The 11,819-nt window shown below is 33.1% G+C and carries 14 protein-coding genes; all 14 read right to left on the reverse strand.

The features are described from left to right. Positions 1 to 155: 155 nt before the first annotated feature. On the reverse strand, positions 156 to 1,325 hold the full coding sequence (locus ENO17_04480) for a UDP-N-acetylglucosamine 2-epimerase (non-hydrolyzing) (GenBank protein ID HER24290.1): 1,170 nt from the start codon (positions 1,323 to 1,325) through the stop codon (positions 156 to 158). After that, entirely contained in the window at positions 1,318 to 1,761 is a 444-nt protein-coding gene (locus tag ENO17_04485; GenBank protein HER24291.1) for a cytidine deaminase, read from the reverse strand. The genes ENO17_04480 and ENO17_04485 overlap by 8 nt, the downstream gene beginning before the upstream one ends. 91 nt (positions 1,762 to 1,852) lie before the next feature. Beyond that, positions 1,853 to 2,482, reverse strand: a complete 630-nt coding sequence (locus ENO17_04490) for a uracil phosphoribosyltransferase (GenBank protein ID HER24292.1) — start codon at positions 2,480 to 2,482, stop codon at positions 1,853 to 1,855. 81 nt (positions 2,483 to 2,563) lie between these two features. Then, positions 2,564 to 3,016 (reverse strand): ribose 5-phosphate isomerase B, encoded by a 453-nt coding sequence (gene rpiB / locus ENO17_04495; protein ID HER24293.1) that lies wholly within the window; start codon positions 3,014 to 3,016, stop codon positions 2,564 to 2,566. A 21-nt stretch (positions 3,017 to 3,037) separates the two neighbouring features. Further along, positions 3,038 to 3,535, reverse strand: a complete 498-nt coding sequence (locus ENO17_04500; GenBank protein ID HER24294.1) for a low molecular weight protein arginine phosphatase — start codon at positions 3,533 to 3,535, stop codon at positions 3,038 to 3,040. Positions 3,536 to 3,736: 201 nt separating this feature from the next. Next, positions 3,737 to 4,633 carry a peptide chain release factor N(5)-glutamine methyltransferase gene (gene prmC / locus ENO17_04505; GenBank protein HER24295.1) on the reverse strand — a complete coding sequence of 299 codons (897 nt, stop codon included), beginning with the start codon at positions 4,631 to 4,633 and terminating at the stop codon, positions 3,737 to 3,739. A 4-nt stretch (positions 4,634 to 4,637) separates the two neighbouring features. After that, complete coding sequence (locus ENO17_04510) at positions 4,638 to 5,696, reverse strand: peptide chain release factor 1 (GenBank protein HER24296.1); 1,059 nt, start codon at positions 5,694 to 5,696, stop codon at positions 4,638 to 4,640. Further along, positions 5,689 to 6,591, reverse strand: a complete 903-nt coding sequence (locus ENO17_04515; GenBank protein HER24297.1) for a DUF1385 domain-containing protein — start codon at positions 6,589 to 6,591, stop codon at positions 5,689 to 5,691. The genes ENO17_04510 and ENO17_04515 overlap by 8 nt, the downstream gene beginning before the upstream one ends. Then, entirely contained in the window at positions 6,578 to 7,288 is a 711-nt protein-coding gene (locus ENO17_04520) for an FAD-dependent thymidylate synthase (GenBank protein HER24298.1), read from the reverse strand. The genes ENO17_04515 and ENO17_04520 overlap by 14 nt, the downstream gene beginning before the upstream one ends. 151 nt (positions 7,289 to 7,439) lie before the next feature. Next, on the reverse strand, positions 7,440 to 8,018 hold the full coding sequence (locus tag ENO17_04525; protein ID HER24299.1) for a thymidine kinase: 579 nt from the start codon (positions 8,016 to 8,018) through the stop codon (positions 7,440 to 7,442). Between the two features lie 290 nt (positions 8,019 to 8,308). Next, positions 8,309 to 8,530 (reverse strand): 50S ribosomal protein L31, encoded by a 222-nt coding sequence (locus tag ENO17_04530; protein ID HER24300.1) that lies wholly within the window; start codon positions 8,528 to 8,530, stop codon positions 8,309 to 8,311. A 249-nt stretch (positions 8,531 to 8,779) separates the two neighbouring features. Then, positions 8,780 to 10,030 carry a transcription termination factor Rho gene (locus ENO17_04535; GenBank protein HER24301.1) on the reverse strand — a complete coding sequence of 417 codons (1,251 nt, stop codon included), beginning with the start codon at positions 10,028 to 10,030 and terminating at the stop codon, positions 8,780 to 8,782. A gap of 450 nt (positions 10,031 to 10,480) precedes the next feature. Further along, positions 10,481 to 11,233, reverse strand: coding sequence for a molybdopterin-guanine dinucleotide biosynthesis protein A (locus ENO17_04540; GenBank protein HER24302.1), 753 nt, complete (start codon positions 11,231 to 11,233; stop codon positions 10,481 to 10,483). A 125-nt stretch (positions 11,234 to 11,358) separates the two neighbouring features. After that, positions 11,359 to 11,819, reverse strand: a 461-nt coding sequence (locus ENO17_04545) for a CTP synthase (protein ID HER24303.1), incomplete at its 5' end; no start/stop codon positions are given.

Below are 11,819 nucleotides of genomic sequence, written 5' to 3' on the forward strand. Positions count from 1 at the left end.
ATTTAGTTTATAGTATGTAATATGTAGTTCATATATGACTTATCGGGTATTGGGTTATGAAGAAAATCAAGAACCAGAAGACATAGACATAAAGCAAGTATCCACCTATAAGCGTATTGGCTAATTGGTGCTTTGGTAATTGGTGAATTGGTCAATTATACCCTGTCGTTTTTTGCTTTAAACTCGTGGGGAGATTGTTCAATTAAATTAAAATCATATAATATTTTTTGAACAATTCTTTCTGAAGCTTTTCCGTCTCCGTAAGGATTGACGTGTTTAGACATTTTATTATAAATATCTCTATTATCTAATAGAGTCTTAATTTCACTATATACTCTTTCTTTATTAGTTCCAATCAATTTGACTACGCCTGCTTCGACTGCTTCCGGCCTTTCTGTTTCATCTCGTAAAACCAATACCGGTTTTCCCAAAGAAGGAGCTTCTTCTTGTATTCCGCCCGAGTCAGTCAGAATCATATATGACTTAGACATCAAGTTAACCATATCATCATAGTCTAAAGGTTCTAAGAGCAAAATATTTTCTTTGTGGTGCAAAATTTCCCGAACATTTTTTCTTATTTCAGGATTTTTATGCAAGGGGAAAATAAAGGTTATATCAGGATATTCATCGATTATTTTATTTATTGCCTGACAAGTTTCTCTTAATGGTTTTCCCCAGTTTTCCCTCCTATGCATAGTGACCAAAATTGTTCTTTGCTCTATTATTTTGCTATTTTTTAATAAAGGTTCTCTAAATTCATGGCTTTCTTTGACCATCATTAATAGAGAGTCTATCACGGTATTTCCACAGATAAAAATATTTTCCCTTTTTACTCCTTCATGCAGTAAATTTTCACAGGATTTTTTAGTAGGAGCGAAGTGAAGATCAGTTAGTACGCTAGTTAGATGCCGATTTACTTCCTCAGGAAAAGGATAATATTTATGGTGAGTTCTAAGCCCCGCCTCTACGTGACAAATTTTTATTTTTTGATAAAAAGCAGCTAATGCCCCCGCAAAGGTAGTCGTCGTATCACCCTGTACCAGAATCATAGACGGTTTTTCTTTTTTTAATATTTTTTCAATACCCGAAAGGCTATTATTGGTAATGGTTGATAAAGATTGGCCTTTTTTCATAATATTCAAATCATAATCAGATTGGATTTGAAAGATCTCTAACATTTGGTCGAGCATTTCTCTATGTTGAGCAGTAACAATGATTTTACACTCGAGAAGATGGGAGTATTTTTTTATTTGTGAAACTACAGGAAGAAACTTAATGGTTTCGGGGCGCGTTCCGAAAATTAGAATAATTTTTATTTTATTCATAATGAACCTCAACTACCCCTGCTTCTTTCAGTATCTCTCGAGCCAAATCATCGGGGTATTGTTCTTTATAAACAATTTTCTTTATACCAGAATTTATAATCATCTTGGCGCAGGTCACGCAAGGTTGGGTGGTACAATATAATACACTCCCTTTTATACTTATACCATGGAGTGCAGCCTGTACAATAGCATTTTGTTCTGCATGTAATCCCCTGCACAATTCCTGTCTTTCTCCGGAAGCTACTTTTTTTATTTCTCTTAAGCATCCTATTTCCAAACAATGAGACAGCCCCCTGGGTGCACCATTATACCCGGTGGTCAGTATCCGTTTATCTTGAACGATTACTGCTCCTACTTTTCTCCTTAAACAAGTAGAGCGCTTGGAAACCAACTCGGTTATTTCCATAAAATACTTATCCCAGGTCGGACGAGTCATGAATTAAAACCTCCTTTAATAAATTATTATATCTCATATATGGTAAACTTTTGTGCCAGGCACTAAAGTTTACCATATACTGAATGCTTATTTATTTGGTTCCGAATAAACGATCCCCGGCATCTCCTAATCCCGGTATGATGTATCCATGTGAATTTAATCTTCTATCTACAGATGCAGCATATATTTTGACATCAGGATGGTATTTATGTATCCTATCTATACCTTCTGATGCAGCAATCAAACACATAAACTTGATATCTACTGTACCACATTTCTTGATATAGTCTATACAAGCAACGGCTGTACCTCCAGTAGCCAGCATGGGATCGACCATGATAACCTTCCTATCTTTAATATCAGACGGCAGTTTTGCATAATATTCTACGGGCATTAAAGTTTCGGGATCACGATATATTCCAATATGTCCTACTTTTGCCGGAGGAATAAGTTTCAATATTCCATCAACCATACCTAAACCTGCTCTTAAAATTGTCACAATGGCTATATTTTTTCCTGATATTACTTTGCTTTTAGTCTTGCCAAGAGGAGTTTCAATTTCAATTTCCTCTAATTCTATTTCTCTGGTTGCCTCATAGGCCATTAAATTAGATAATTCATCTACTAACTCTCTGAATTCTTTCATCTGGGTGTTTTTATCTCTAATCAAGGTAATTTTGTGTTGTATTAAAGGGTGGTCTAAGACGATTAATTCTGACAATGCTCTCTCCTCCTAATGGGTCGTTTTAAGTACCAAGCTCTATTCCACTCGATACTTGATACTCGATATTTTATACTGTTTTTATTTAAAACTATTCTCTTCCTCTTGTTTTATTTTGTTCAAACGGTTAATATGTCTTTTTTCCTGACTAAATTGAGTATCTAACCACAGTTTTACAATTGCTTTAGCTAATCCCGAACCAATAACTCTTCCTCCCAAAACTAAAATATTCGCATCGTTATGTTCTCGGGAATAGCGGGCAGTAAATTCGTTATAACAAAGTGCCGCCCTAATACCTTTAACTTTATTTGCCACAATAGACATGCCAATTCCACTGCCGCAAATCAAGATTCCTCGGTCACAACTTCCGCTTTTTACTTCTTTGGCTGCTTTAAATCCAATATCCGGATAATCTATAGATTTTTCGTTTTCGCAGCCAAAATCAATATATTCCACCTTTAGCTGCTTTAAATATTCTTTGATGTCTTCTTTTAATTGATAACCTCCGTGATCACTGCCCAAAGCCACTTTCATTCTATATTTCACCGCCGTCATTTATTTATTTTCTTCGAGAATCTTCTTTAAACTCTCTTCTAAGTTTTCTTTCAGCTGTTTAGCTATCATCCGATAAAATTCTATGGGCTGCCCGAGAGGGTCAGTTATTTCATTATTTCCATCAACTTTGTGCTTATTTTTAATTTTACCAGTCTGGGCAAATTCTTTAAGCAAGTAAATTTTATCTTGAGCAAAAGAATATTTTGTTTTAATATAATCTTTATGGGAATCAGACATCACTAAAATTAGATCTGCTTTTTCAATAAGATCTTCTTGTAATTGTTGGGCTGTGTGATGCGAAATATCAATTCCTTGCTCTGCCATAACCTTTATCGCTTCATTCGTTGCATGCATACCTGAAAGAGCATAAATTCCAGCCGATATAACCTTAAATTTTTTATTGTCTTCTATCCTCTCTCTTAACAGTTTTTTAAATAATCCTTCTGCCATAGCACTTCGGCAGGTATTACCGGTACAGACAAATAAAATCGTTTTGATCATTCTATTAAAACTCCATAGATTCGTATCTAATATAGCGTTTAGCGTGTAGTAATAATTATGTTATCCTGTATCGATCATCGATTATCGAGCAAAGATTTCGTGTTTTTTTTGTTTTTTAGCTTAGACTCTTTTTTATTCTAAATTCTGACTACCGTATTCTAAATTTTTTACTATATACTATGATGTTAGATACTAATATCATTTTCTGTAAGCAATTACTACTCTCTCTATCCCCAAATAATCTTTGATCATTTCTATATTTTGATAGGCATGTTCCTCTTTAATCATTAATTCCTCAACTATTTTCGACTGGTTCATACCCACTTCCAAGGCAAGAAAGCCTTCCTTTTTTAAATATTGAGGACTATTGCTTATTATTTTACGATAATAATCTAAACCGTCAATTCCTCCGAATAAAGCGGTTTTAGGTTCATTATTTTTTATCTCGGGAGGCAATAATTCAAAATCGTAAGAACTAATATAAGGGGGATTGGAAATAATTCCATCTAAGCTGTTTTTTTTTATTCTTCCTAAAAACGGCTGAAATAAGTCTCCCTGCAGAAAAATTATTTTATCTCTACAGGCCTGTTTTTGGGCATTTTTCAAGGCTGTCCGTAAAGATATTTTTGACACATCAGTTGCATAAATAATAATATTGTTAATAAATTTAGCCAGGCTTATAGCAATTACCCCTGTACCGGTTCCTAAATCTGCCACCACCGGGTGGTTAGAACATTTAACATTTTTTAATTTCTTAATTACTTCTTCTACTAAAATTTCTGTTTCGGGTCGTGGAATCAAAACTCCTTTTTCTACTAAAAAGTCTATTCCCATAAATTCTTGATGTTTAGTGATATATTGGAGAGGAATTTTTTTAATCCTTTTTTGAACTTTTTTCTCTAATTGCATGCTTTCTGTATTTTTCAACACTTTATCAAAATCTAAATATATCTCACTCCTGCTCATCCTCAAAGAATAGCATAATAAAATTTCCGCTTCTTCTTTTGAATTGATTACTCCATTATTTTTAAATATTTGCTCAATATTTTTTAAGGACTGGCTAACAGTTTGAAATCTAAACTTATTTTCCGGCATGGCATTAAATTTCACTAATCGTTTTTAATTGTTTGGAAAGGTTGGCCACTAAATCGTTTAAATTTCCCTCCAATACTTCTTCCAAATTATGTAAATTCAAACCAATACGATGATCGGTGATTCTATTTTGAGGAAAATTATAAGTTCTAATTCTTTCACTTCTATCTCCCGTTCCGACCTGGCTTTTTCTCTTAATAGAAAGCTCTTTTTGCTTTTCTCTTTCTGCCATATCAAAAAGCCTTGCTCTTAATATTTTTAAAGCTTTATCTTTATTCTTGTGTTGCGATTTCTCGTCCTGACAGGTAACCACCATTCCAGTGGGAATATGAGTAATTCTTATCGCTGAATCTGTAGTGTTGACGCTTTGCCCTCCTGGTCCGGTAGAGCGGAAACGGTCAATTTTTAAATCATTCGGACTAATTTCCAATTCAACCTCTTCCGCTTCGGGAAGTATAGCTACCGTAACTGTTGAAGTATGTATCCTTCCGCTTGACTCGGTTACCGGAACACGTTGAACCCGATGTACTCCACTCTCGTATCTTAACTTTCCATAGGTGCCTTTTCCGGTTATACTGAATATGATCTCTTTAAATCCTCCTATCCCTGTAGGATTAGAATTCATCACTTCACTTCTCCATCCGTTATTTTCAGCAAAACGAGAATACATTCTAAAAAGATCACCTACAAAAAGTGCCGCCTCGTCACCTCCCGCGCCGGCTCGAATTTCCACGATGCAATTTTTTTTATCGTGAGGATCTTTGGGAAACATTATTTCATGTAATTCTAACTCCAGGTTAGATTTCTTCTCTTTTAAATGACTTAACTCTTCAGCTATTAATTTTTTAAATTCTTCATCTTTTTCTTCCAAATAATATTTTGAGTTTTCTTCAATCTCTTTTATTGTTTCTTTATATTGTTTGTATTTTACAACTGTTTTAGAAATATCAGCATGGATTTTTGCATACTCCTGAAACTTGGATTGATGGGCAATAATATTTGGATCAGAAAGCGCTTTATTTAATTCTTCATATCTTTTTTCTAATTCTTCTAATTTTTTAATCATTCTTAACTACTTCAGACTTTATTTTTTTGTTATCTTCAGGTAAAACACCTTTTAATGCTTCTATGGCTACCTCAATTTGAGCGTTGTCCGGTTCACTGGTAGTCAGTTTTTGAAACCATAATCCGGGCATCACTGCCCATTTTATCAATGTTTTACTCATGTTTTTTGCCGATAATTTTAAGATCTCATAGGATAGTCCGGCTATTATGGGAATGATAGAAACCCGATAGGCTATCCTTAAAAGCAAAGTTTGCTTCCCCAATAAAGAAAAAACCAAAATACTCATGACTAAAACAATAAAAATAAAACTCGTGCCGCATCGTGGGTGCAGAGTACTATATTTTTTCACATTATTTACATTCAGTTCCTCACCAGCTTCATAAGTATATATGACCTTGTGTTCTGCTCCATGGTATTCAAATACCCTTCTTATATCTTTTATTTTTGAGATAAAAAATAAGTAGGTAATAAATATACTAATTCTTAATAATCCTTCAAACAAATTATAAACAATAATATTGGATAGATAAGTATCTAAATATCGAGCTATTGCAGTAGGTAAAGCGATGAAAAACACTATAAACAAGGCAAAAGCAATTACAATGGTAAAAAACATTTCAAGGCTATTTATTTTCTCTTCTTCTCCGGTTGCCTGTTCCGCTGAATAAGTTAATGCCTTCAAGCCAAGGACTAAAGACTCAATTAAATTAATCACTCCTCTAAAAATAGGCCATTTTAGAAATTTTAACTTATCGGATAAGGTACTTAATTTACCTATTTTTAAAATAATCTCTTTGTCTGGCTTACGGACAGCAATGGCATACTTTAAAGGAGATCTCATCATCACTCCTTCAATGACCGCTTGACCTCCATAATTACAATCAGCATTTTTCATGATTATCCCTTTCTCCTTCTTTTTTATTTTTATGCCAGGGTTTACCACAGGATAATACTCCTTCGGGGCAAGGTCCTAAAATACAAGGCGGACCAGCATTTTCAAATATAGTAGGTGCAATACTTTTAACTTCTTTCAACATATTTATAGCCACTTCTCTGATCTCCCATTGTGCCCGATTACAACATCTTAGCTCGAAGATATGCAATAATTCCCGGGCATTTACGGTGATGATCATCTTGGTGGAAACCGCTTGAGGTAAAATATATCTCGCATCTTCTGCCTCTATATGATCATCTAATAATAACTGATAAACGTCCTCCATTTTTTTTATAGTATCCCTATATGCTTTAGCTAATTTTTTATCCTTCTCGATAGATTTTGGAATGATGTATGCAAAGTTTTTCTTATTTATTTTAACATATCTTTGACTTTGTTGGGAAAAAGAAGCCAGTCGATGCCGTACTAATTGATGGGAAGTAACTCTGGAAATTTCTTCTATAGCGAAAGTAAAGGTAGCATGCTCCAAAACAGAATAATGTCCCAATTTCATTATCTTTTTAACTAATTTTTTTATTGATTCCTCATTAAGTTTTTCTTCCAAATCTTCAATGCTCAATGCAGAATAGCACAATCTTGCTGACTGAGCTACTATTTTTTCAGGATCTTTGGTATAATTTATCAACCTAACTTTCATAGAAATAATCTCCATTTGGTTAGTTAGTTACTTGTTTAACTGGTTAATTAATTTAATCAAAAAGGTAAAGTCAAAATTCAAAATAGATTAATATTTCATACCTATTCTGGAATTTACGTTCTTAACCTGATAGGCGATACTTAATACGATTTTACTCCTTTGGTACGGTATGACATTTCCGACATCTTGCCTCATATCTTTCTTTGGCGCCAATTAATATGATCGGGTCACTATATTTAGCCGGTTGACCATTTACCAATCTTTGAGTTCTGGAAGCTGTATTACCGCAGACCATGCAGATAGCTTGCAACTTATCTATATATTCTGCTATTGCCAGTAATTTCGGGATTGGACCAAAGGGTTCACCTCTAAAATCCTGATCCAGGCCAGCAATAATTACCCTTTTCCCCTGGTCAGCCAATTTTTGACAAACTGATACAATGTCATCCTTATAAAATTGGGCTTCATCAATAGCGATAACTTCGGTATCCTGTTCTATTCTTTCCAGAATTTCTTTTGGTTCGCTAATATTGATAGCTTCAACTTTAGTGCCATTATGCGAGTAGATATACTGCACTGCATATCGGTTATCAATAGTCGGTTTAAATATTTGAATCTTCTTTTTGGCAATTTGAACCCTGCGAACTCTTCTTATTAATTCCTCGCTCTTTCCGCTAAACATACTCCCGCATATGACTTCAATCGAACCCTCATTTTTAATCTTGGGCATTTCTTTCCTCCTCACCATCGTAAATTAGTGAATCATAAATATTTAGTGGTTAAAAATGTAATTCTCTTTTCGTATATCGATAAAGTAATATAAAAAAACAGAGCTTTTTAAAAGCTCTGTTTTTTTATATTTAAAATGATTCTTCATTTTATTACCAATATTTTGAACTAATATCTTTTTCTCATTCATATTCTTAATCTTGTAATCATTCATCAAAAATTTGTTCTATTTATTTTTTAAGGGAATATCTATTTTGAAAATCATTTAAATATTTTGGGTCTGTATCTTAGCTAATTATCGCTATCTTCCTCATTTTCTAAATTGTATTTCCTATTAAATCTTTCAACTCTTCCTGCAGTATCGATTATCTTTTGCTTACCGGTAAAAAAGGGATGACAGGCAGAACATATTTCTACTTTCATAATTTTTTTGGTAGAACCGGTTTCAAAACTGTTTCCGCATGCACAGCTGATAATTGCCTTTTCGTATTTTGGGTGAATGTCTTTTTTCATTTTTTCCTTCCTTATATTATTTTCTTTATAATAGTTATTTAACGGATTAAAAATCTAAGGAATTATAACATATTATTTTTTTAAGGTCAATTTAATTCGTATCAAAACAGTACCAAGTATATAGTATCAAGTATCGAGTGAAAAAAGAGAAAGAAAAGATAGAAAAAAAGTAACATTCTTCTTTCTGCGGTTATTACCTTAAGATTTTCGGCTAACTAAAATATTTTAGGTTGTGAATTAAGTATTTTATTAAATATCTTGTTCTTTAATAGAATTTAAAAATTCCTGATTTGTCTTAGTCTTTTTTAATTTATTAATCACTAATTTTACCGCACCGAGAGTGGATTGAGAAGACAAGGCTCGCCTTAATAGCCATATTTTTTGCAAATCTTCCTTCTTCAGCAATAGTTCTTCTTTTCGAGTACCTGATTTCCTGATATCAATCGCGGGAAATATTCTATTTTCGGAAAGTTCTCTATCTAACCTCAATTCCATATTTCCAGTACCTTTAAACTCTTCAAATATTACATCATCCATTCTGCTACCTGTTTCTATTAAAGCAGTAGCAAGTATAGTTAAACTGCCTCCCTCTTCAATATTTCTCGCAGCCCCAAAAAATCTTTTGGGCAAATAAAGAGCACTTGAATCCAAACCTCCGGAAAGAGTTTTACCGCTGGTAGGAATAGTTTGATTGTAAGCCCGTGCCAACCTGGTAATACTATCTAACAATATGACCACGTCTTTCTTTTGTTCCACTAATCTTTTAGCTCTTTCCAAAACAATTTCCGCAACTTTTATATGATTAGTGACCGGCTGATCGAAGGTAGAGCTAATTACTTCGGCTTTGACCGATCTTTGCATACCAGTAACCTCTTCCGGTCTTTCATCAACTAATAAAATCATCAGGTTTATCTCCGGATGATTAATCGTAATTCCGTTAGCAATTTTTTCTAATAAAATTGTCTTACCTGCTTTCGGAGGGGATACTATTAGTCCTCGCTGACCCTTACCGACCGGAGAAAATATATCAATAATACGAGTGGATATGCTGTTTGATTTATTTTCTAACTTAATCATCTTTTCAGGGAAAAGAGGAGTAAGATTTTCAAAATCAATTCTTTCTTTAGAGAGCTCTGCATCTTCATGATTAACTGCTTCAATTTTTAGCAAAGCATAATATCTTTCTCCTTCTTTTGGTGGTCTGACTTGTCCCGATACCAGATCTCCGATGCTAAGATTAAATCTTCTTATTTGAGAAGGGGAAATATAAATATCGTTTTCACTGGGTAAATACCCCCCTGTTCTCAAAAAACCAAATCCCTCGTCCATAATTTCCAAAATCCCCTCAGAAAACATATAACCTTTTTTCTCTGTTTCAGCTTGTAAAATTTTAAAGATTAGATCCATCTTTTTTATTCTGGAAAAGTTATTAATATTGTATTCTTGAGCAATTTTACATAAATCGTTAATCTTTTTTTCTTTCAATTCTGTTAAAAGCAAACTGCAAGACCTCCCTTTACATATATAGTTAAATTTTATTGATATTTTTATAATAAATATTCATTTTAAATTAAACAAACAATAAGAAAATAATAAAACATAGTTAGTGCAAGAAGTGGTTCGTAATGCTTTTATCTTTTTATATGGAAGCATTATGTATTGTGCCCATCCTGTTTTAATGCCTTTTGTTTACTCGGTTTAGCGAGTATTAAAACGGAGATTAAAAAGGAAATTCCTATAGTGATCTTTAAAGCATTTTTTGTCCTCTGGGACACCTAAATATTTTACCAAAATGTCTTTTAAAATAATAAGCTTGGAGTATAAAAAATATTTAGTAATTTATAAAAAAAGAGGGCTATTGAAGAGTTATCTTTCTAAATAACATATCCATGAGTATTTTATCACTAATATTACATTATTACAAATTTTTTTTATAGGGATATAGAGACTTTAGCTTCCCAGACAATTTCGGATCAATTTTAAATCGCTTAGCTTATCCAAATCAATCATTATTTCAGGAAATGATACCCTCACTGCAATAGAATTATAGCCAAGTATTTCAGTTACCCGTTTTTCTGCTTCCTCTATGGTTAGCGTTTTAAATAAGAATTTTAATATAAATTTTAATCCTAACTTTTTAGCGTTTTCCCAGTTATTTTTTCTATTATTAAATAAATCTTGAATTAATGCTTTATTTTCAAATAATACTTCTGGTTTAAAAAATACAATATTTCCTCCGCAGAAAGTTCCTTCTTTCATTTTTACATAAGTTCTCACCGTTTCAGGGTATTTTTTTATAATTTTTTCTTTGGTAATGATAGGATAACCGATGTAAGCTTTTCTTTCGGTACAAATTCTTAAAAATTCATCAATTGCTTCGGAAGTGATCAGGGGAATATCGGAGGTTAAGAGCAATAAATTATCCGAAGAATTAAAATAATTCAACCCAATTTCCATATTTTCAAGCAAAGAATTACCAGAATTTAATATTTCTTCAACTTTTTTACCTATTAAAGGAGAAAGTTCTTTTTTTGTACCCACCACTAAAATTTTATCAATACTTTTTGAACGATTTAAAGCATCAACGATATATTCAATCATGGGTTTATTATTTATCATGATTAAAGCTTTGTTGTCTACATTTTCGGCAATTTCCAAAGGACCTCTTTCCTTCGTCCCTGCTAATATTAAAGCATTAAACATTTTTTTCACCGCCTTGAAATAGAATATAATTTGCCAATTTACCAATGCACCAATTCGCCAATTGACTAATTTACCAATTAGAGAGATAAGAGTAAAAACAGTATCTAAATACTAAGCACTATTTGTTAATGACTATTTTTCATCGCTGCTTTTATAAATTCCCGAAACAGTGGATGAGCTCGATTAGGCCTGGATTTGAATTCAGGGTGAAATTGTACTCCTATAAACCAGGGATGATTGGTAAGCTCGACAATCTCAACTAAATTTAAGTCATGATTTACTCCGCTGAATCTTATACCGTTTTTAGATAAATCCTTCTTGAATAAATTATTAAATTCGTATCTATGCCGATGTCTTTCGTGAATCGTTGTTTGATTATATACTTGAAAAGCAAGGGAATCTTTTTCTAATTTACAAGAGTATGTACCCAAGCGCATTGTGCCGCCCTTTACCTCTATTTTCTTTTGTTCCGGCAAAAGATCAATGACAGGAAATGGGGTCTGAGGATCAAATTCGGAGCTATTGGCTCCTTCTAATTTTATTATATTACGGGAAAGCTCTATTATGGCACATTCCATTCCTAAAC

This window comes from Candidatus Atribacteria bacterium (assembly GCA_011056645.1).
In the GTDB taxonomy this organism is placed as follows: Bacteria; Atribacterota; Phoenicimicrobiia; order Phoenicimicrobiales; family Phoenicimicrobiaceae; genus Sediminicultor; species Sediminicultor quartus.